Genomic DNA, 19,343 nt, shown 5'->3' on the forward strand with positions numbered 1-19,343 from the left:
GCCCCGCCGCTCCGACTTTCATCCGCAGGCCGGTGGGGGCCGGTCGCGCAGTTCCCCGCCCCCCCTGAAAGACCAGGCCCGGCGGGCCTGAAGGGCCTGGCCCTGCGGGGCCGAAAAGCACGGGGCGCAGCCCCTGCTTTTCAGGGGCGCGGGGAACTGCGCGACCAGCCACAACCCACCCGCGGCCCGAGAACCGGCCGCACACCCCACCCCCCTCCCCGCCCTCACCCCTCCCGCAACTCCTTGGCCAGCGCCCCCTCCCCCACCACCTCGACCCGCCCCACCCGAACGGCCTCCGCCAAGCTCAGCTCCCCCCGCCCCAGCGCACCGCAGGTCTCCGTGTCGAACGAAAGCCGCGCGTCCGGCTCCTCGGGGGCAGGCCCGTCCCCGTACAGCGGACCCTCCTCGGAACCGACCCGGAGATGGAACTCCCCTTCCTCCAGCCGGACTTCGACGAGCCCCGAACTCACCCCGTGCAGCCCCCGCAACAACGGCAACGCGAACCAGTGCGCCCGTACCGCGTCCGTGGCCCGACGCTCCCCGAGCGCCGCCTCCCCCCACGCCCCCAACGCCTGCAGCACGGGCAGCAACTCCCGCCCCCGCAGCGTGAGTTCGTACACGTACGCCGCCCCCGGCGGCGGCAGCCGGCGCCGCGTCGACAACCCGTCCCGCTCCATGTCCTTCAGCCGCGACGCGAGGACGTCCGTGCTGACGCCCGGCAGATCCGCGTGCAGGTCCGTGTAGCGGCGCGGCCCAGCCAGCAGTTCGCGCACGATCAGCAGGGTCCAGCGGTCACCGACGAGGTCGAGCGCCCGGGCGGCGGAACAGTACTGGTCGTAGCTTCGGCGAGGTGACATGGAACGCAGTCTAGACATGTCGTTGGACTTTCCAAGCGCCTACTTGGTAAAACCAAGCAACACAACAACCGGAGGGCGAGAGCGCATGGAGTTCCGGCAGTCGAGCAAGCTCAGCGAGGTCTGTTACGAGATCCGCGGCCCCGTGATCGAGCACGCCAACGCACTGGAGGAGGCGGGCCACAGCGTGCTGCGCCTCAACACCGGCAATCCCGCCCTCTTCGGCTTCGAGGCGCCGGAGGAGATCATCCAGGACATGATCCGGATGCTCCCGCAGGCCCACGGCTACACGGACTCGCGCGGCGTTCTCTCGGCCCGCCGCGCGGTCGCCCAGCGCTACCAGGACCGGGGCCTCGACGTCGACGTGGACGACGTCTTCCTCGGCAACGGCGTCTCCGAGCTGGTCTCCATGGCCGTACAGGCGCTGATCGAGGACGGCGACGAGATCCTGATCCCCGCCCCCGACTTCCCCCTCTGGACGGCGGTGACCACCCTCGCCGGCGGCAAGGCGGTCCACTACCTCTGCGACGAACAGGCCGACTGGTACCCGGACCTCGACGACATGGCGTCGAAGATCACCGACCGCACCAAGGCCGTCGTCATCATCAACCCGAACAACCCCACCGGCGCGGTCTACCCGAAGGAGATCATCGAGGGCATCCTCGACCTCGCCCGCCGCCACGGCCTGATGGTCTTCGCCGACGAGATCTACGACCAGATCCTGTACGACGACGCCGTCCACCACTCGGCCGCCGCGCTCGCCCCCGACCTGGTCGTCCTCACCTTCTGCGGGCTGTCCAAGACGTACCGCGTGGCGGGCTTCCGCTCCGGCTGGCTGGTCGTCACCGGCCCCAAGCAGCACGCCCGCAACTACCTGGAGGGCCTGACGATGCTGGCCTCCATGCGGCTGTGCGCCAACGCGCCCGCCCAGTACGCCATCCAGGCCGCGCTCGGCGGCCGCCAGTCCATCACCGACCTCACCACCCCGGGCGGCCGCCTCCACGAACAGCGCAACGTGGTCTGGGAGAAGCTCAACGAGATCCCCGGCGTCTCCTGCGTGAAGCCCAAGGGCGCCCTGTACGCCTTCCCCCGGCTCGACCCCAAGGTCCACAAGATCCACGACGACGAGAAGTTCGTCCTGGACCTCCTCCTGAGGGAGAAGATCCAGGTAGTCCAGGGCACCGGCTTCAACTGGCCCACCCCCGACCACTTCCGCATCCTCACCCTCCCCCACGCCGACGACCTGGACGCGGCGATCAGCCGGATCGGCCGGTTCCTGAGCGGGTACCGGCAGTAGCCGGCGGCGGTCGGCATCGAGGCGCAGAGGTGGTGGGTATTCCTCCTCCATGACTGACCGCCCGCTGCTCCTCCTCGACGTCGACGGTCCCCTCAACCCGTTCGGTGCCCGGTTATGGCGTCCACGTGGGTACGTGACCTGCCGGGTGCACCCCTCGAACTGGTCGGCCCGGCAGAAACCGGGGTCCCGGCGGCTGCGCCGGGGCCTGCGGATCCGGCTCAATCCGGCGCATGGCGAGCGACTGCTCGCGCTGCCCTACGAGTTGGCGTGGGCCACGACCTGGATGCACGAAGCGAACGAGATGATCGGGCCGGTGATCGGGCTGCCGCGCGATCTGCCGGTCATCGAGTTCGGCAACCTCTTCGCCAAGGACGCGGACGGGCTGTACTGGAAGACCCGGCGGGTCCTGGAGTGGGCGGCGGGACGGCCGTTCGTCTGGGTCGACGACATGATCACCGATCTGGACGTACGGCATGTGGCCGAGCACCACGACACGGCGGCACTGCTCATGCGCATCGATCCGCGCCGGGGCCTGCGGGAGGAGGAGTTCAGGGAGTTGGAGCGATGGGCTCGTACCCTTTGAGTCATGGGTGATCTTCTTCTCGTGCGGCACGGTGAGACCGAGTGGTCGGCGTCCGGGCAGCACACCAGCTGGACCGACATCTCGCTGACGGACAACGGCCGTGAGCAGGCACGTGGTCTCGCCCCGCTGCTCGGTTCGCACCGCATCGGCGCCGTGTTCGTCAGCCCGATGAAGCGGGCCCGGGAGACGGCCGAACTGGCCGGACTCGGCGGGGCGCGCGTCGACGCGGACCTCGTCGAGTGGGACTACGGCGCGTACGAGGGGGTCACGACCGTCGAGATCCATCGCACCCGGCCGGACTGGTTCCTGTTCACCGACGGCGTCGCGCCCGGGTCACCGGAGCACCCCGGGGAGAGCCCGGAGGAGGTCGGGGCGCGCGCCGACCGCGTGCTGGCGAGGGTGCACGCGGCGCTGGGGAACACGGACGGGTGCGTGGTGCTGGTGGCCCACGGGCATTTCCTGCGGGTCCTGACCGCCCGCTACCTGGGACTGCCCGCGTCGGGCGGGGCGCTGTTCCAGCTGGCCACGGGCACGGTCTGCCGACTCGGTACGGAGCACGGGCGTCCGGTGGTCGCGGGGTGGAATGTCAGACCCTCCTCGTAGTCTGCGTGTGGATTGCCCCACGGCCGGCTCGGGTGAGGGAGGGTGCCGTGACACGACCGCCGACCGCCGCCCAGCGGCGGATCATCGACGCCGCCGAGCCCGTGACCGGGCGGCTGACGGGTACGGAGGCACAGCTCGCGGCGCTGGTGAAGCGGGGGCTGGCCTTCCGGCATCCGCGCCCGCCGCACGATCACTTCCTGACACCGGCCGGGCATCGCGTACGGGAGACGGCCGAGGTCGCCGAGAAGGTCCCGGAAGCGGCCGTCCCGGCCTCCGTCCCCGCCGGGACAGGGGTCTTCGCCGCGCGGGTCGGCGGTGAGGAGGCCGCCGAGACCGGGCCGGGGCGCGTACGTGAGGTGCACAGTGCCTGGCAGGGGCTCCTGGAGCTGCGCCGGATGACCAATCCGGGCGGTGACATGGACCGTCCGTGCGGTTGGGAAAGGAGCCACCTGGTGCAGGCCGCCGCACTGGCCCTGGAGGCCGCGGGACACCGCCCGGCGGGGGCGACCACCGATACGGGCACGGCTGCGGCTACGGCTACGGCGCGGGGAGGCGGCGGCTACCGCGTCAGGGCCACTCCCCAGCCGGAGGCCGTCGCCGTGCGCGAGCCGGACGCCGAGGCGCTGCGGGCCTGTGCCGCGACGTTGGAGAGGGCCGGCTGGCAGGTCGGCGAGCACACGGATCCGCGTACGCGGCAGCGGTATCTGCTGGCCTCGCCGAGACGGGCCTAGAGACCGAGCAGAGCTCCTGAGCAAGCGCTCAGTAAGCTGTGTGCGTTCCGTTCGCCTCAGGTAGGGGGAAGTCATGGCCGAGCCGTTTTCCGTTCCGGTGACCGTGCGGGGGTACGAGACCGATGTGCAGGGTCACCTGAACCAGAGTGTGTACCTCCAGTACGGCGAGCATGCGCGATGGTCGCTGCTGCAGGCGGCCGGGATACGTCAGGCCGACCTGATGGCCAAGGGGGTCGGGCCCGTGGCGCTGGAGACGACGATCAGTTATCGGCGGGAGCTGCTCGCGGGCGACGAGGTCGAGGTGACGTGCCTGTTCGTGTGGGGTGAGGGCAAGACGTTCCGGATCGAGCAGACCATACGCAGGACGGACGGCACCGTGGCGGCCGAGATCACCGGCGTCGGCGGGCTGATGGACCTGAAGCTCCGCAAGCTGGTGGCCGACCCTCGGGAGTACTTCCGGGCACTGGCGGCGGACCCGACGCTCTTCGGACTCTGAGGTCGACGGGCCCCGTCGACCAGGGCCCGTCGGCCGGCCGCGGGCGTGGGTCCACGGTCCGGCCGACGGGGCCGCGTCACGGCGTCAGGCCGCGCCGGACGGCCGTACCGCTCAGCCCAGCGGGTTGAGCAGCGCCGGGTCGTTCTCGAAGGCGAAGAGCAGCAGGTCCGTCATCGTGAACCGGCCCTTGCGGTGGGACGGGAGGCTCGGGCGCCAGCCCGGGTGCTTCACGATCGACCTCCGGCTGCCCTCCATCGCCCGGTGGAAGACCTCGGCGACGAGGGTGCCGCCGACCCCGGTGAGGCTGCCGGGGTGCGCTTCGTTCACCTCGGCCTCGCGCAGGACGTAGAACCACAGCGGGGTGTGCTCCACGAGCTGGGCGCGCTCGGTGTCGGAGAGACCGTCGAGGACGGCACCGCCGTTGCCCCGCAGGATCTGGTCCTCCGTCAGCGGCTTGAAGCCCATCTGGGCGGCCAGCTGAGGCCCGGTGGCCAGCTCGACCATCGCGGCCCGCGTGAGGTTGCGGAAGGCGAGGTTGCGCTGGATCGGCGGCGGGGCCGGGAGGCCACGACCGTCGAAGGTGCCGGTGGGCAGTGTGGCCAGCGGGTCGACCAGCAGGGTGTCGAGACGCTTGGTCACATTGAACTCGCCCTCGGGCACGACCAGGTCGTCCCGGCCGATCTCACCGAAGTCGAACAGCCGGCGGAAGTCGACGATCCAGTTGCTGGGCAGCCGCAGGAACTCGCCGGAGTTCGGGTCGTCGAGGTCGCTGAGGTCGTCCGGGCCGGGCGTGAGGTTGCCCGCCGTACCGCTGAACCGGAACAGCAGGCCCAGCGAGGCGATCGGGCCGGGACCGCCCGCGCGGAACACGCTGTTCCACTGGTAGGCACCGCGCACCATGCTGTGCCCGAGGCGGTAGGCGGCCACCGAGAACTCGATGGGCATCGTCGGGAAGTCGCCGGGGCGGGTGTACCCGGGCCGCTCGAAGTGCTTGCGCCCTCGGGTGAAGACCCGCTCGACGATGTCCGGGTCGACGATGCGCGGCAGGAAGTCGGTGCGCAGCATCCACTGGTAGTGCTTGACGACGATGTCCCGGGCCGCGTGGAACAGCCGGTGCTCGGGCACGCCACGGTCGGCGAGGTGGTCGACCACGCGGTTGTGGAAGCGGATGAACGCCAGGTGGAGCTGGCCGACGGCCAGGTTCTCGTCGTTGCGCGCGTCCGGGATGAGCGGGGCGCGCTTGTCCGCCTTGGTGCCGCCGGCCGCCTCGCCGGCCCTCGGCAGGTCGAAGCCCTCGTGGTCGATGTTGGACGGCGACTCGGGCGGGAAGCCCACGCCGAGCGTCGTGCCCGTCTTGAGGCGCCCGCCGGACTCGTAGAAGCGGGCGCTGCTCGCGTGGCGCGGGCCCATGCCGTAGAGCGAGTCCAGGTCGAGGGCGGGGCTGCGCCCCTGCGCCAGGTCCTCGACGGGGACCGGTTCCCCCAGTCCCACCTGGGTGCGGTCCAGTGTCAGGTCGTGGTCGACGAACTGCCCGAGGTACGTGAACCCGGCCGGGACCGGCGTCCCGGGCTCCCCCGAGTCGGGGTCGCCGCCGCCGGTGCCCGTGGTCATGGCCTCGGCCAGCTTGCCGCGCAGTGTCTCGTCGAGCTGGACTCCCTTCTCGCCGAACCGGGAGAAGCGGAAGGCCATCTGCTGCTCCGTCGCGCTCGGTACGCGCGAGATCGTCTCCCCTTTCTCGAACTCCAGGATCCGGCCCTCGTCGACGACGTAGTAGGTCTCGCGATGGTGTCGATGCACCATGTGTGTCCCCGTTCTTCCCCCAGCGCCCCACGAACGGTCACAACCGGACTTACCGGTTCTCCCCGTATGCACCGGCCCCCACCGGACGCGAAGCGATCATTCGGATAAATCCTTGTTTACCGACAACGTGTCGCGCACGGCGGGCGGTTCCTGGGCGGGGAAATCTACTCATATTGACGTAGACCCGCGCCGACGCCCGGCGTCGCACGAGCCCCCGGCGGCCGGTCGAGCGGAAGGAGCCGTTCATGCCGGGTTCTCCCCCGTGTGGCCCTGTGTCCGCGCACAAGTGTGGTCTCGGCGGGTATTCCTCCCACGGCACACCCCCCACCGCACCCGGAGATCCCATGCCGCTCGCCCGCCGTGCCCTCCTCACCGCCCTCGCCGCCGGTTCCGCCGTCGCCTGCACCTCGGCCCGCGCGACGCCCTCGGACGACGCGCCCCGCGCCGACAAGGCACTGCTGACGGCCGCGGCGGCCGCCCGTCGGCTGCTGCCCCGCCACTGGCAGCAGATCACGTTCGCGGAAGGGCAGGAGCGGGACACCTTCCGGGTCTCGGGGAGCACCGGCCGCCTCACCGTCGCCGGTGACACCCCTGCCACCCAACTCACCGGCCTCAACTGGTACTTGAAGCACATCGCCTACGCCGACATCAACTGGGCCGGCGAGCAGACCGACCTCCTGCCGCGCGAGCTGCCGGGCCTCGACAGCGCGGTCACCCGCCGGGCGAACGTCCCCCACCGCTTCGCCCTCAACGACACCAACGACGGCTACACGGGCGCGTACCTCGACTGGGCGTACTGGGAGCGCGAGCTGGACGTACTGGCGCTGCACGGCTACAACGAGGTTCTCGTCTACGCGGGCGCGGACGCGCTGTACCACCGGGTGTTCCAGGAGTTCGGGTACACGGAGGAGGAGCTGCGGCAGTGGGTCCCGGGCCCGGCCCACCAGCCGTGGTGGCTGCTGCAGAACCTGTCCGCCTTCCCCTCCCCCGTCTCCCGGCAGCTCCTGGAGGCCCGGGCCGCCCTCGGCCGGCGGATCGCGGACCGGGTGCGTGAGCTGGGCATGACGCCGGTGTTCCCCGGCTACTTCGGGACGGTCCCGGCCGGTTTCGCGGAGCGTGTCCCGGGTGCGCGGACCGTGCCGCAGGGGAACTGGATGGGCTTCGCGCGCCCCGACTGGCTGGACCCGCGCACCGCCGAGTTCGCCCGGGTGGCGGCGGCCTTCTACCGGGTGCAGGACGAGATGTTCGGTGCCTCGACGCTGTACAAGATGGACCTGCTGCACGAGGGCGGCGACCCGGGTGACGTGCCCGTCGCCGACGCGGCGAAGGGCGTCGAGCGGGCGCTGCGACGGGCTCACCAGGCGGCCACCTGGGTGATTCTGGGCTGGCAGCACAATCCGCCGCGGGCGATCGTCGACGCCGTCGACAAGCAGCACATGCTCGTCGTCGACGGCCTCTCCGATCGCTTCACCACGGTCACCGACCGCGAGGCCGACTGGGGCGACACGCCGTACGCCTTCGGCTCGATCTGGAACTTCGGCGGCCACACCGTGCTCGGCGCGAACACCCCCGACTGGGCCGAGCTGTACGAGAAGTGGCGCACCAAGGACGGCAGCAAGCTGCACGGGATCGCCCTGATGCCGGAGGCGGCGGACAACAACCCGGCCGCCTTCACCCTGTTCTCCGAACTCGCCTGGAGGGAAGGCGAGTTGGACCTCCAGAAGTGGTTCGCCGAGTGGGCGCACGCCCGGTACGGTGCCCGTGATCCGCACGCCGAGGCCGCCTGGGACATCCTGCGCCGCACCGTGTACGGCACCACCCGCGCCGACCAGTGGAGCGAGGGCGCCGACGGCCTCTTCGGCGCCCGCCCCGCGCTGAACGTCGTCCGGGCCGGCCGCTGGTCGCCGAAGCAGCTCCGCTACAGTGCGGCCGACTTCGAGCCCGCGCTCGGTGAAATGCTCAAGGTGCGGGCCGAGTTGCGGGTCTCGTCGGCGTACCGGCGCGATCTCCTCGATGTGGCCCGCCAGGCCCTCTCCAACCGCAGCCGGGTCCTGCTGCCGCAGATCAAGGCCGCGTACGACGCCGGTGACAAGGCCCGCTTCGACCGGCTGAGCGGCGACTGGCTCGCGCTCATGGATCTGCTGGACAAGCTGGTGGCCACCGACTCCCGTCATCTGCTGGGGCGTTGGGTCGCCGATGCCCGTTCCTGGGGTGCGAGTGCCGCCGAGCGGACGGAGCTGGCGTACGACAATCTGTCGCTGCTGACCGTGTGGGGGACGCGGGAAGGAGCGGACGCGGGGCTGCGGGACTACGCCAACCGGGAGTGGGCGGGGCTGGTCGGCGGGCTGTACCGGCTGCGCTGGTCGACGTACTTCGAGGAGCTGAGGGCGGCGCTGGCGGAGGGCCGGGCGCCGAAGAAGATCGACTGGTTCGCCCTGGAGGACCGCTGGACGCGTGATCCGGGGCCGCTCGCGACCGAGCCGACCGGGGACACGTACGCGGTCGCCACCCAGGTCCGGGACCGGCTCACAGCGCTCTCCTGACGGAGAGAGCCCACTGCCACGGCACCCTCACTCCATGCCGCTGGTGTCCAGCGCGGAGAACTCCTCGCTGGGCTGGGAGGTGACCGGGCACCGTTCCGGGGCGCGCACGCTCGTGCGCGCCCGGGGACGGCTGCCGTGGGCCTCGCCGGCACGGCTCTGGTCGAGGGCCGTCCCCCTCGACCAGAGTTCAGCGGGTCACGCTTCGGCGGCGATCCGCGCCAGCCGCTGGGCCTCTTCCCTCGTCGAGCGGGCGATCGCGTCCTCGTCGACGTGCAGCAGACGGCCGTGCTCCACGATCTGCCGGCCGTTCACGAACGACGCCGTCACCGGGGCCGCCGCGCCGAAGACCAGGGCGGTCACCGGGTCGGCGATCGAGGCGTGGGCGAGGGTGTCGAGCTTCCAGAGGACGAGGTCGGCGAGTTTCCCGGGCTCCAGGGAACCGATCTCGCTTGCCCGGCCGAGGACTTGGGCACCTCCGTGCGTGCCCAGCCGGAGTGCCTGACGGGCGTTCAGCGCCGCTTCGCGGTGGGCGCCGAGGCGGTTGATGAGGAGCGCGTTGCGCAGCTCGGTGTGGAGTTCGCCGGACTCGTTGGACGCGGTGCCGTCGACGCCGAGGCCGACCGGGACGCCGGCCGCCAGCATGTCCGGGACCCGCGCGATGCCCGCTGCCAGCCGGGCGTTGGAGGACGGGCAGTGGGCGACCCCCGTCCTCGTACGGGCGAAGGCGTCGATGTCGGAGTCGTTCATGTGGACGCAGTGGGCCATCCACACGTCCTCGCCGAGCCAGCCCGTCGACTCGAAGTAGTCGGTCGGGCCCATGCCGAACAGCTCGTGGCAGAACTTCTCCTCCTCGACCGTCTCCGAGCCGTGGGTGTGCAGCCGTACGCCGAGGCGGCGGGCCAACTCGGCGCCCTCGCGGAGCAGTTCGGTGGAGACCGAGAAGGGTGAGCAGGGGGCGACGGCTACCTGGGTCATCGCGCCGAAGGAGGCGTCGTGGTGCTTCTCCACGGTCTCCTCGGTGGCGGCGAGGGCGCCCTCCAGGGTCTCGACGGCGAAGTCCGGGGGCAGACCGCCGTCCTTCTCGCTGCGGTCCATCGAGCCACGGGCGAGCGTGAAGCGGACGCCCATCTCGCGCGCCGCCCGGATGATGGAGCCCGAGAGGTCGCCGGAGCCCTTCGGGAAGACGTAGTGGTGGTCCATCGCGGTCGTCACCCCGCCACGGGCCATCATGCCGAGCGAGCCCTGCGCGGCCGCGTACGTCATGCGCTCGTCGATGCGCGCCCAGGTCGGATAGAGCGCGACCAGCCAGTTGAAGAGGTTGTGGTCGGTGGCGAGGCCCCGGGTGATCCACTGGTAGAAGTGGTGGTGGGTGTTGACCAGTCCGGGGGTCACCAGGTGCCCGGTCGCGTCGATCCTGCGTACGACGTCCGTCAGGCCCTCGGGGGCGCGGCCCTCGCCGACCGACTCGATGACGTCGTCCGCCACCACCACATGACCGGACGTGTACTCGGTGTCACGCGCGTCCACGGTCGCGATCGCCGCGTTCTCGATGACGAGGCGCTGGGTTGCTGACATGGTTCGTCCTTCAGAAGTCTTCTGGGGTCTCTCAGAGGTTGGTGAGGTCCGTCGGAATCCTCGCTTCGCATCCGTCCCGCAGGACGGTGGCCTCGATCAGGCCGTAGGGGCGGTCTGCGGCGAAGTACACCTCGTTGTCGTTCTTGAGGCCGAACGGGGTCAGGTCCACCAGGAAGTGGTGCTTGTTCGGGAGGGAGAAGCGGACCTCGTCGATCTCGCTCCGGTTGTCGATGATCCGCGCACCCATGGCGTAGAGGGTCTGCTGGAGCGAGAGCGAGTACGTCTCCGCGAACGCGGCGAGCATGTGCTTCCTCACCTGCGCGTAGGACGTCTCCCAGTCGGGCGTCTCCCGCTCGTCGTCGGTCCAGTTGAAGCGCCAGCGGCCGGAGACCTCGGTGGCGAGGATACGGTCGTACGCCTCCGGGAGGGTCGTGTACTTGTCCTTGACGTAGCCCCAGAACTCGGAGTTCGTCGAGTTCATGACCGTCAGGTCCTTGAGCCCGGAGACGACCTCCCACGACGAGCCGTCGTAGGTGATCTGGGCCAGCCGGGTCTCCTGGCCCTTGCGGACGAAGGAGTGCGCGCCCTCACCGCCGTGCTCGACGCGCTCCCAGGAGTATTCCTCGACGCGGATGCGGGCCTTGTGGATGGCCGGCTGGGAGGTCACGAAGTGGCGGGCGAGGTGGATGCCGAACTGCTCGGCGGACTCGATGCCGTGCTCCTTGGCGAAGGCGTACACCGTGTTCTTGGTGGTGTCGGTCGGCAGGACGTTCGCGTTCGAGCCCGAGAGGTGGACCTCGTCCATGTCGCCGCTCAGCGACACCGACACGTTCAGGTCCTTGATGTGGTGGGTGGCGCCGTCCCGCGTGATGCGTACGACTCGGTTCTCGGCCTTGCCGTACTGGTTCTGTCCAAGTATGGGCATGGATGCTAACTCCCTCGGTATACGGAGTAGCCGAACGGGTTGAGCAGCAGCGGTACGTGGTAGTGCTCGCCGGGGTTCACGGCGAAGGTGATGGCCACCTCCGGAAAGAACACGGCACCGCTGTCCCGATTCGCGGGGGCGTCCTGCTGCGCATCGGCTTGCTTCTTCGCGGTCCTTGCGAGGTACGGTTCGACGGCGAAGTCGAGCCGTACGTGGGTCGTCCCCTCCGGCGCCGCCGGAAGGTTTTTGCACCGGCCGTCGGCGTCGGTCGTCGAGCCGCCGAGCACCTGCCAGTCCGTGTCGCGCCCCGAGCGGGCGGCGAGGTGGACGGCGACGCCCTCGGCGGGGCGGCCGACGGAGGTGTCCAGGATGTGGGTGGACACCGAGGCGGTCGTGCTGGTGCTCATGATCGGGCTTCCTCTTCGACGAGCCGGGTCAGACGGATGCGGTTGATCTTGCCCAGTTCGGTGCGGACGATCTCGCGTTCCCGCTCCGGCGCGTTGCCGATCCGTTCCCTGACCGCGTCGCGCATCTGCTCGCCGGTGCGTCCGGTGGCGCAGATCAGGAAGACATGGCCGAACTTCTCCTGGTAGGCCAGGTTCAGTTCGAGCATCTCCGCCTTGAGCTCGGCGGAGGCGCCGGCCATCCCTCGCTGCTCACGGGCCGAGGTCGGGTCGCCCGGCTTCGGGCGGCCGATCGGCGGGTGTCCGGCCATGGCCTGAGCCAGATCCTGGTCGGTCAGCTCGGCCATGGCGGCGTCACTGGCGGCGAAGAGGTCCTCGACGGTGGCGTACGGGCGGCCGGCGAGGAGTCTGCGCCCCCATTCCGCCGAGGCGCACGCCTCGTGGAGCGCCGCGGTGGCCGCGTGCTCCTCCAGGGCGTTGAACCGGGCGAGGCCCGGTGTCGAAGAACTCGAAGTCACGGGAGCCTCCGTGGCCGTGGTGCTGGACTGGCTACGGCAAGCTAACGCCCTGCGACGACATCGCGTCAACAGTTTGTTGAAAAATCGCGGTTACGGGGGCGGCGACCACTCCCGCCATGCGCCTCGCAGGGGCTCCGCACTTCGCCCAAACTCCGTTGCGACACCACCCGCATCACCGACATCGTCAAGGCCGTCTCGGCCTCGCGGCTCACGGCTCACGGCTCACGGCTCACGGCTCACGGCTCACGGCTCACGGCTCACGGCTCACGGTCGCCCATCAGCATGAGGCCATCAACCACAGCAAGGGAGCGCGCCGACCAATGGCGAATCTGAAAGTGACCTACGACAGGACGGCGGATGCGGCGTATGTGTACTTCATCGATCCACAGGCCCGCGCGAAGGCGACGCACATGCATCCCTGCGATCCGGTGAAGGTCGGAGGCATGATCAACCTCGACTTCGACGAGCAGGGGCGCCTCATCGGTGTCGAGGTTCTGGCGGCCGGTGCGAAGCTGCCGCCGTACCTGCTCGAGTCGGCTGAGCGTGACGGGCAGTCCGGATAACACGACCTGGCCGGCCTCCACGGCGCGCCCCAAAACGACCGGCAGGGGGGCGCCCGAAACAGCCCTGGGCAAGCCCCCTCCTCTCATTCCTTTCGTCGTGGCCGCGCGCCACTCTCGCGCGCCTTGGCCCGCTGCTCGTCGGCATAGTTGATGTAGTTGTAAACAGTGAAACGGCTGACGCCGAGCGCGCTCGCGACGGTTTCCACACCGTGCCGCACGGAGAAGGCGCCGCGCGCTTCGAGCGTGCGGACGACCTCCTGCTTCGTCTTGCGGTCGAGTTCGGCCAGCGGCTTGCCCTGCTTGCGCTCCAGCGCGGCCAGAATGTGATCCAGCGACTCGGCGAGCTGCGGCAGACGTACGGCGACGACGTCGGCGCCCTCCCAGGAGAGGACGACGTCGTCGGGGCCGGCCTCCCCCGGCGGCAGGAGCACTCCGCCCATGGCGTCGACCAGCGGTTTCACGGCCGCGACAAAGGGGTCCTCCCCCTTCCCGGCGCCGGTCACCCCTCCGCCTCCCCGATCACGTTGACCTGGAGCGAGATGCGGGTGGCACCGGACTCCAGGGTTCGGCGCAGCAGGGTGTCCACGGCGGTGAGCACGGCGTCGGCGCCCCCTTCCGCCGTGTTGCCGAAGGGGCCGACGTCCACCGCGTCCAGCTCCGCCGCCTCGACGACCTCGCGGGCCACGAGCGCGTGCGCCGGGGCCTCGTCGAGGTCGAAGGGCTCGGTCGTGAACTCCACTCTCAATCGCACGCGCACAACCTAACGCGCGGCGCCGATTTCCACCGAGCCCTCTTGACAAGCTGGGACGGGCGGCGCCAGTCTTCCACTAAACAGAAGATAACTTCCGCTACATGGAAGTAAGGCTAAAAGATCCACGGAAGGGAGCGTCTGAGGCCCCATGGGATTCGCGGAGCAGCGCTTCAACGTCAACCTGTCGATCCTCTTCACGGAACTCCCGCTCCTGGAGCGCCCCGCGGCCGCCGCCGCGGCCGGCTTCACCGCGGTCGAGCTGTGGTGGCCCTGGGTCGACTCCCCCACCCCCGAGCAGTCCGCACTCGACGCCCTGCGGCGGGCGCTGGAGGAGGCGGGTGTGCGACTGACCGGGCTGAACTTCTACTCCGGAGTCCTGCCGGGTCCGGACCGGGGCGCGCTGTCGATCCCGGGCGAGGAGTCGGAGAAGTTCCGCGCCAACATCGACGTGGTCGCCGACTTCGCCGCATCGGTCGGCTGCAGGGCCCTCAACGCCCTGTACGGCAACCGCGTCGCCGGCGTGGATCCGGCCGAACAGGACGCACTCGCGCTGCGGAACCTGGTCCTGGCGGCCCGGGCCGCCGACCGGATCGGCGCGATCCTGCTGATCGAGGCCCTGAACAAGGTGGAGTCACCGCTCTGCCCGCTCGTGTCGGCTCCGGCCGCCGTCGGTGTCGTCGACAAGGTCAACGAGGCGTCGGGCCTCGGCAACGCGCGCTTCCTGATGGACCTCTACCACCTGTCCATGAACGGCGAGGACCTGCCGCGGGTGATCGCCGAGTACACCGGCAGGACCGGCCATGTGCAGATCGCCGACAGCCCCGGCCGCGGCGCTCCCGGCACCGGCACCCTCCCCCTGGAGGACCTCCTCGACCAGCTGGGCAAGGCCGGTTACGAGGGCCTGGTCGGCCTGGAGTACAAGCCCGGCGACCGGCCGAGCGCCGAGGCCTTCGAGTGGCTCCCCCGAGAGGCCCGCGCGGCGCACTGAGCGCCCACCCCACCGACGTAGCAGTGCCGTCAGAGAGGCACCCTCACCATGAGCAATCTCCCCAGGATCGCGTGGATAGGCCTCGGCATCATGGGCTCCCCCATGTCCGAGAACCTGATCAAGGCGGGCTACGAGGTCACGGGCCACACCCTGGAACAGGACAAGCTCGACCGGCTGGCCGCCGCCGGCGGGACTCCGGCGGCCTCCCTCGCCGAGGCCGTGCGCGACGCCGACGTGATCATCACGATGGTGCCCGCCTCCCCGCAGGTCGAGGCCATCGCGTACGGGCCCGACGGCATCCTGGAGAACGCCCGGCGGGGCGCCCTGCTGATCGACATGTCGTCCATCACCCCGCAGACCTCGGTCGACCTTGCGAGGGCCGCGCGGGAGAAAGGCATCCGGGTGCTCGACGCCCCGGTGTCCGGCGGTGAGGCGGGCGCGATCGAGGCGGTGCTCTCCATCATGGTCGGCGGCGAGCAGGCCGACTTCGACGAGGCCGAGCCGATCTTCGAGGCGCTCGGCAGAACCATCGTGCTGTGCGGTCCGCACGGCTCGGGGCAGACCGTGAAGGCCGCGAACCAGCTGATCGTCGCCGTGAACATCCAGGCGTGCGCCGAGGCCGTGGTCTTCCTGGAGAGGTCGGGCGTGGACCTCAAGGCGGCGCTCGACGTCCTGAACGGCGGCCTCGCCGGTTCCACCGTGCTGACCCGCAAGAAGGACAACTTCCTGAAGCGGGACTTCAAGCCGGGCTTCCGCATCGACCTGCACCACAAGGACATGGGCATCGTCACCGACGCCGCCCGCACCGTGGGCGCGGCCCTCCCCGTCGGCGCCGTGGTGGCCCAGCTGGTCGCCTCGCTGCGCGCCCAGGGCGACGGCGGCCTCGACCACTCGGCCCTGCTGCGCGGGGTGGAACGCCTCTCCGGCGCTCAGCTCTGAGGCGGACCTCTCCCCGAACTTCCGGTCCGTGGCGGCGCCGACATCTGTCCTGTCGCGCCCAGGTGCCGCCGCGGGCCGGAACCGCCGCTCCGGGTACGCCACTTCAGGTACGCCGCTCCAGGTACGCCGCCTTCCTGAGGGACGTCGGCGCGCGCACCTCGATGTTTGTACGCCTCTCGCCGGTGGGTGGAGGTCCGGCCGACGCCGTGCGCGACCCGCCCGAACAGGCGATCAACTCCTGTGAGGTGAAGGCCAATTCCGGGCTCGCCGGGATGGAGTGAGCCCCCCGAGCCGCGTCCGGTCCCTGGTGACACCCATCAGCCACCGGACGCACCGCCCGCGGCCGTTGCCGACCGACCCGGATGAGGGTGACCGTCGGCACGGCCCGGGCAGGGCACGGACCGCGGCGGCGTGCGCGCCAGTGCGGTGATGAAGGTTCTGGCCCGCGTCGCGACGTGAGGGACGCGGAACCGGCGCCGTCGCGCCCGCCGCGGTCCGGCCCGTCGAGGCACCGCGTATCAGCCGGAGGTCGACCTCGTCGCCGAGCGGCGACAGTCTCGGCGCGGCCCTCGCTGTCTACGCAAGCGTGCGTAGACCGTCTACGGAACCCTCAAATCAACCTCTGAACCCCTGCGCGAGGGCTTCAACTACCCCTGGGTGAGGGCACATTCTCGACACACGAGGCCCGCCGGCACGGGGGCGGCGGGCCTCGAACGGGGGAAGCCCACGGGGGAGAACGAGGGCACGGGGGAACGCGAGACCCGGGAGAAACGGGGGATCTCTCGGCAACGGGGGAACGGGGGAACCGGGGGAGGCCATGAGCGGCAGCGCGACCTGGCAGCAGGCATCCTGCGAGGTCGCGCTGCCGTGGCGTGGGGCACCCGGGTGGATCCGAGCCCGCCCGCGGCCGCACACGGCCCCGGGCGCGGGACGGGGCGGCCCACCCCCGGATGAGCCGACCCCGACATCCTCACTCCGGCCCCGGCCCCGGCCCCGGCGCCGTACGCCTCAGGCCCTCAACGCCCTGATCGACGTGGGCGCGTGCCCCGGCTCCGTCGCGACCTCCTCGAACTCCACCACGTCGCCGATGTCGTTCGTCGTGGACATCGCGATGTTGGTGACGCGCTCCAGGATCGCCTCGACGACGACCGGCACCCGGTACTCCGCCGCGAGCTTCTTCGCCTGCTCGAAAGCCGCGCCCAGCTCCGCCGGGTCGGTCACCCGGATCGCCTTGCAGCCGAGCCCCTCGGCGACCTTGACGTGGTCGACGCCGTAGACGCCCAGCTCGGGCGAGTTGATGTTCTCGAACTCCAGATTGACCTGGAAGTCGATGTCGAAGGCGCGCTGCGCCTGGCGGATGAGGCCCAGGTAGGAGTTGTTGACCAGGACGTGGACGTACGGGATGCGGTGCTGTGCCCCGACCGCCAGCTCTTCGATCATGAACTGGAAATCGTAGTCGCCGGAGAGGGCGACGACGGACGCCTCCGAGTCGGCCTTCGCCACGCCGAGCGCGGCCGGGACCGTCCAGCCCAGCGGGCCCGCCTGGCCGCAGTTGATCCAGTGGCGCGGGTGGTACACGTGCAGCAGCTGGGCGCCGGCGATCTGGGAGAGGCCGATGGTGGAGACGTACCGGGTCTCGGGGCCGAAGGCCTTGTTCATCTCCTCGTAGACGCGCTGCGGCTTGATCGGGATGTCGTCGAAGTGCGTGCGGCGCTGGAGGCGGGCCCTGCGGTCCTGCGCGTCGGCCGCCCATGCCGAGCGGTCCGGCAGCCTGCCTTCCGCCCTCAACTCCCTTGCCACCGCCACGAACAGCTCCAGCGCGGCCTTGGCGTCGGAGGCGATGCCGTAGTCGGGGGCGAAGATCCTGCCGATCTGGGTGGGCTCGATGTCGACGTGGACGAACGTGCGCCCGGCCGTGTAGACGTCCAGTTTCCCGGTGTGCCGGTTGGCCCAGCGGTTGCCGATCCCGAGGACGAAGTCGGACTCCAGGAAGGTCGCGTTGCCGTAGCGGTGGGAGGTCTGCAGGCCGACCATGCCGGCGTTCAGCGCGTGGTCGTCGGGCAGGACGCCCCAGCCCATGAGGGTGGGGACGACCGGAACCCCGGTCAACTCGGCGAACTCCACGAGGAGTGCGCAGGCGTCCGCGTTGATGACCCCGCCGCCCGCGACGATCAGCGGCCGCTCCGCGTCGTTCAGCAGCCCGATCGCCTTCTCGATCTGGGCGCGGGTGGCGGCCGGTTTGTAGACGGGGAGCGGTTCGTACGTGTCGGGGTCGAACTCGATCTCGGTGAGCTGGACGTCGACCGGGAGGTCGATGAGGACGGGTCCGGGTCGGCCGGAGCGCATCAGGTGGAAGGCCTGCTGGAAGACCCCGGGGACCTGGGCGGCCTCCAGGACGGTGACGGCCATCTTCGTGACCGGCCTTGCGATGGAGGCGATGTCGACGGCCTGGAAGTCCTCCTTGTGGATCACGGCCGTAGGGGCCTGGCCGGTGACGCAGAGGATCGGGATGGAGTCACCGATGGCCGAGTACAGCCCGGTGATCATGTCGGTCCCGGCGGGCCCGGAGGTGCCGACGCAGACACCGATGTTGCCGGGGTGGGTGCGGGTGTAGCCCTCGGCCATGTGTGAGGCGCCCTCGACGTGCCGGGCGAGGGTGTGCTGGATGCCGCCGGAGGCCTTGAGGGCCGCGTAGAAGGGGTTGATCGCCGCGCCGGGGACACCGAACGCGTCGCGGACGCCCTCGCGCTTGAGGATCTCGACTGCCGCGCGGGCAGCGGTCATACGAGCCATTGCGTACTCCTGCTTCAGCTGCCGGACTCGCGCTCCCGTCGCGCCCCGCGATGAGCACTTCCGTGATCTCGTCAGTGAGTGATCTTCGTGGATTCCGCATTGCGGAAACTATGTTCTACTATATGGAAAGAATGTAGGGGCCGGGGCGAGGAGCGTCAAGGGCGTGGGCAGCGGGATCCACCTGAGCGTCTCGGGGGTTTCCCTGCCGGGGCGGGCCCGGCTGGAGCACGATGAAGGGGCGTTTCCCAGGGACTCGGTGGTGGGGTGGAACATGAGCGAGAGCATGGCGGTGCGGTGCCCGGACTGCGGGCGGGAGCACCAGTACGCGGCGCCGGCCTATCCCTGCGCCTGCGGAACCCCGGTCGCCCCACCCCTGAACCACCGCGCCGCCCCCACCCCCGTCACCCACCACACGTGGGACGAGGACTGGGTCACCGTCCGCTGCGGCAGCTGCGGACGCGCCGACCAGTGGCCGCACCCGGAGCTGGGCTGCGCCTGCGGGACCGTGCTGCGCGTGCCCGTGGCTGGTGCCTTACGGCCGCTGAGCCCCGGCAACGGCACGGACACACCGGAATCGGCCGCCGTCCCCCGCGCCACCTTCCGGCCGGTCACCATCCGCACGGCCCGTGACGCCGTCACCGCCGTCGCCCTCTATCTGCGCTGGCTGGGCTACCGGGACATCCGGCGCGCCGACCAGCGCCAGCCCTCCGGGATCGGACTGGCGGCGCGGGGCGTCCTGGCCCGGGTGGACCCGTCGGTCCACCCGGCCTCACCGCGCGACGTCGAGTGCCTGTGGCTGACCGCCATGACGGAGTCCACCGACTGTGCCTACTTCTCCCTGGCCGGGTACGCGAACGACGCCCGTGACCGCGCCGACGGCCTGGGCGTCTCCCTGTTCGTCGTGGACCTCACGGGCACCCCGCAGCCGGTGAACGACGCGGCGGCGGAACTCGTCGCGACCGGCGCGCGGGTCTGAGCGC

The 19,343-nt window shown here is 70.6% G+C and carries 19 protein-coding genes; 10 read left to right on the forward strand and 9 right to left on the reverse strand.

The features are described from left to right. Positions 1 to 224: 224 nt before the first annotated feature. Positions 225 to 857: a winged helix-turn-helix transcriptional regulator gene (locus ACWD26_RS21935; RefSeq protein ID WP_451272487.1), complete on the reverse strand. Its 633-nt coding sequence runs from the start codon at positions 855 to 857 to the stop codon at positions 225 to 227. A gap of 85 nt (positions 858 to 942) precedes the next feature. On the opposite strand from ACWD26_RS21935, the gene ACWD26_RS21940 reads away from it, so the two are divergent. The 5 genes from ACWD26_RS21940 to ACWD26_RS21960 all read left to right on the forward strand — a co-directional run bounded on the left by ACWD26_RS21940 (position 943) and on the right by ACWD26_RS21960 (position 4,564). Next, a complete protein-coding gene (locus tag ACWD26_RS21940; RefSeq protein WP_451272489.1) occupies positions 943 to 2,151 on the forward strand; it encodes a pyridoxal phosphate-dependent aminotransferase in 1,209 nt (402 codons plus the stop codon). A gap of 49 nt (positions 2,152 to 2,200) precedes the next feature. Further along, a complete protein-coding gene (locus tag ACWD26_RS21945) occupies positions 2,201 to 2,734 on the forward strand; it encodes a hypothetical protein (RefSeq protein ID WP_451272491.1) in 534 nt (177 codons plus the stop codon). 3 nt (positions 2,735 to 2,737) lie between these two features. Next, entirely contained in the window at positions 2,738 to 3,337 is a 600-nt protein-coding gene (locus ACWD26_RS21950; RefSeq protein ID WP_451272493.1) for a histidine phosphatase family protein, read from the forward strand. Positions 3,338 to 3,384: 47 nt separating this feature from the next. Beyond that, positions 3,385 to 4,068: a hypothetical protein gene (locus ACWD26_RS21955; RefSeq protein WP_451272495.1), complete on the forward strand. Its 684-nt coding sequence runs from the start codon at positions 3,385 to 3,387 to the stop codon at positions 4,066 to 4,068. A 73-nt stretch (positions 4,069 to 4,141) separates the two neighbouring features. Beyond that, complete coding sequence (locus tag ACWD26_RS21960) at positions 4,142 to 4,564, forward strand: acyl-CoA thioesterase (RefSeq protein ID WP_451272497.1); 423 nt, start codon at positions 4,142 to 4,144, stop codon at positions 4,562 to 4,564. 111 nt (positions 4,565 to 4,675) lie between these two features. On the opposite strand, the gene ACWD26_RS21965 is transcribed toward ACWD26_RS21960, so the two are convergent. After that, positions 4,676 to 6,364, reverse strand: a complete 1,689-nt coding sequence (locus tag ACWD26_RS21965) for a peroxidase family protein (RefSeq protein WP_451272499.1) — start codon at positions 6,362 to 6,364, stop codon at positions 4,676 to 4,678. Positions 6,365 to 6,708: 344 nt separating this feature from the next. Here ACWD26_RS21965 and ACWD26_RS21970 point away from each other — a divergent pair, with 344 nt between their 5' ends. Beyond that, entirely contained in the window at positions 6,709 to 8,907 is a 2,199-nt protein-coding gene (locus ACWD26_RS21970; RefSeq protein ID WP_451272501.1) for an alpha-N-acetylglucosaminidase, read from the forward strand. Positions 8,908 to 9,102: 195 nt separating this feature from the next. Here ACWD26_RS21970 and ACWD26_RS21975 read toward each other — a convergent pair whose 3' ends face one another. Genes ACWD26_RS21975 through uraD form a run of 4 tightly spaced genes read right to left on the reverse strand, consistent with a single transcriptional unit; the run spans position 9,103 to position 12,329 of the window. Continuing rightward, positions 9,103 to 10,482 (reverse strand): 8-oxoguanine deaminase, encoded by a 1,380-nt coding sequence (locus ACWD26_RS21975; RefSeq protein WP_451272503.1) that lies wholly within the window; start codon positions 10,480 to 10,482, stop codon positions 9,103 to 9,105. A 31-nt stretch (positions 10,483 to 10,513) separates the two neighbouring features. Continuing rightward, positions 10,514 to 11,407, reverse strand: coding sequence for a factor-independent urate hydroxylase (pucL, locus tag ACWD26_RS21980; RefSeq protein WP_451272505.1), 894 nt, complete (start codon positions 11,405 to 11,407; stop codon positions 10,514 to 10,516). 5 nt (positions 11,408 to 11,412) lie between these two features. Next, the gene (uraH, locus tag ACWD26_RS21985; protein ID WP_451272507.1) at positions 11,413 to 11,814 is read right to left on the reverse strand and encodes a hydroxyisourate hydrolase; all 402 of its coding nucleotides are present in this window, start codon (positions 11,812 to 11,814) and stop codon (positions 11,413 to 11,415) included. Then, positions 11,811 to 12,329 (reverse strand): 2-oxo-4-hydroxy-4-carboxy-5-ureidoimidazoline decarboxylase, encoded by a 519-nt coding sequence (uraD, locus tag ACWD26_RS21990; protein WP_451272509.1) that lies wholly within the window; start codon positions 12,327 to 12,329, stop codon positions 11,811 to 11,813. Before uraD ends, uraH begins: the two co-directional genes overlap by 4 nt. 320 nt (positions 12,330 to 12,649) lie before the next feature. Here uraD and ACWD26_RS21995 point away from each other — a divergent pair, with 320 nt between their 5' ends. Next, positions 12,650 to 12,892: a DUF2283 domain-containing protein gene (locus ACWD26_RS21995; RefSeq protein WP_451272511.1), complete on the forward strand. Its 243-nt coding sequence runs from the start codon at positions 12,650 to 12,652 to the stop codon at positions 12,890 to 12,892. An 83-nt stretch (positions 12,893 to 12,975) separates the two neighbouring features. Here ACWD26_RS21995 and ACWD26_RS22000 read toward each other — a convergent pair whose 3' ends face one another. Together ACWD26_RS22000 and ACWD26_RS22005 are read right to left on the reverse strand one after the other, a co-directional pair. After that, positions 12,976 to 13,332 carry a helix-turn-helix domain-containing protein gene (locus ACWD26_RS22000; protein ID WP_451272759.1) on the reverse strand — a complete coding sequence of 119 codons (357 nt, stop codon included), beginning with the start codon at positions 13,330 to 13,332 and terminating at the stop codon, positions 12,976 to 12,978. Between the two features lie 59 nt (positions 13,333 to 13,391). Continuing rightward, positions 13,392 to 13,643 carry a hypothetical protein gene (locus ACWD26_RS22005; RefSeq protein WP_451272513.1) on the reverse strand — a complete coding sequence of 84 codons (252 nt, stop codon included), beginning with the start codon at positions 13,641 to 13,643 and terminating at the stop codon, positions 13,392 to 13,394. Between the two features lie 148 nt (positions 13,644 to 13,791). Here ACWD26_RS22005 and ACWD26_RS22010 point away from each other — a divergent pair, with 148 nt between their 5' ends. After that, a complete protein-coding gene (locus ACWD26_RS22010; protein ID WP_451272515.1) occupies positions 13,792 to 14,631 on the forward strand; it encodes a TIM barrel protein in 840 nt (279 codons plus the stop codon). A gap of 48 nt (positions 14,632 to 14,679) precedes the next feature. Beyond that, the gene (locus ACWD26_RS22015) at positions 14,680 to 15,570 is read left to right on the forward strand and encodes a 2-hydroxy-3-oxopropionate reductase (protein ID WP_451272517.1); all 891 of its coding nucleotides are present in this window, start codon (positions 14,680 to 14,682) and stop codon (positions 15,568 to 15,570) included. 1,008 nt (positions 15,571 to 16,578) lie between these two features. Here the strand turns inward: ACWD26_RS22015 and gcl are convergent. Then, positions 16,579 to 18,363: a glyoxylate carboligase gene (gene gcl / locus ACWD26_RS22020; RefSeq protein WP_451272519.1), complete on the reverse strand. Its 1,785-nt coding sequence runs from the start codon at positions 18,361 to 18,363 to the stop codon at positions 16,579 to 16,581. A gap of 271 nt (positions 18,364 to 18,634) precedes the next feature. Here gcl and ACWD26_RS22025 point away from each other — a divergent pair, with 271 nt between their 5' ends. After that, positions 18,635 to 19,339 carry a hypothetical protein gene (locus ACWD26_RS22025; protein ID WP_451272761.1) on the forward strand — a complete coding sequence of 235 codons (705 nt, stop codon included), beginning with the start codon at positions 18,635 to 18,637 and terminating at the stop codon, positions 19,337 to 19,339. Positions 19,340 to 19,343 lie beyond the last annotated feature (4 nt).

It is taken from the genome of Streptomyces sp. NPDC002787 (assembly GCF_053592095.1).

Bases quoted from the DNA above. Each gene is read 5' to 3' on its own strand.
- ACWD26_RS21935 (WP_451272487.1), bottom strand. From the start codon at position 857: ATGTCACCTCGCCGAAGCTACGACCAGTACTGTTCCGCCGCCCGGGCG.
- ACWD26_RS21940 (WP_451272489.1), top strand. From the start codon at position 943: ATGGAGTTCCGGCAGTCGAGCAAGCTCAGCGAGGTCTGTTACGAGATC.
- ACWD26_RS21945 (WP_451272491.1), top strand. From the start codon at position 2,201: ATGACTGACCGCCCGCTGCTCCTCCTCGACGTCGACGGTCCCCTCAAC.
- ACWD26_RS21950 (WP_451272493.1), top strand. From the start codon at position 2,738: ATGGGTGATCTTCTTCTCGTGCGGCACGGTGAGACCGAGTGGTCGGCG.
- ACWD26_RS21960 (WP_451272497.1), top strand. From the start codon at position 4,142: ATGGCCGAGCCGTTTTCCGTTCCGGTGACCGTGCGGGGGTACGAGACC.
- ACWD26_RS21965 (WP_451272499.1), bottom strand. From the start codon at position 6,364: ATGGTGCATCGACACCATCGCGAGACCTACTACGTCGTCGACGAGGGC.
- ACWD26_RS21970 (WP_451272501.1), top strand. From the start codon at position 6,709: ATGCCGCTCGCCCGCCGTGCCCTCCTCACCGCCCTCGCCGCCGGTTCC.
- ACWD26_RS21975 (WP_451272503.1), bottom strand. From the start codon at position 10,482: ATGTCAGCAACCCAGCGCCTCGTCATCGAGAACGCGGCGATCGCGACC.
- pucL (WP_451272505.1), bottom strand. From the start codon at position 11,407: ATGCCCATACTTGGACAGAACCAGTACGGCAAGGCCGAGAACCGAGTC.
- uraH (WP_451272507.1), bottom strand. From the start codon at position 11,814: ATGAGCACCAGCACGACCGCCTCGGTGTCCACCCACATCCTGGACACC.
- ACWD26_RS21995 (WP_451272511.1), top strand. From the start codon at position 12,650: ATGGCGAATCTGAAAGTGACCTACGACAGGACGGCGGATGCGGCGTAT.
- ACWD26_RS22000 (WP_451272759.1), bottom strand. From the start codon at position 13,332: ATGGGCGGAGTGCTCCTGCCGCCGGGGGAGGCCGGCCCCGACGACGTC.
- ACWD26_RS22010 (WP_451272515.1), top strand. From the start codon at position 13,792: ATGGGATTCGCGGAGCAGCGCTTCAACGTCAACCTGTCGATCCTCTTC.
- ACWD26_RS22015 (WP_451272517.1), top strand. From the start codon at position 14,680: ATGAGCAATCTCCCCAGGATCGCGTGGATAGGCCTCGGCATCATGGGC.
- gcl (WP_451272519.1), bottom strand. From the start codon at position 18,363: ATGGCTCGTATGACCGCTGCCCGCGCGGCAGTCGAGATCCTCAAGCGC.
- ACWD26_RS22025 (WP_451272761.1), top strand. From the start codon at position 18,635: ATGAGCGAGAGCATGGCGGTGCGGTGCCCGGACTGCGGGCGGGAGCAC.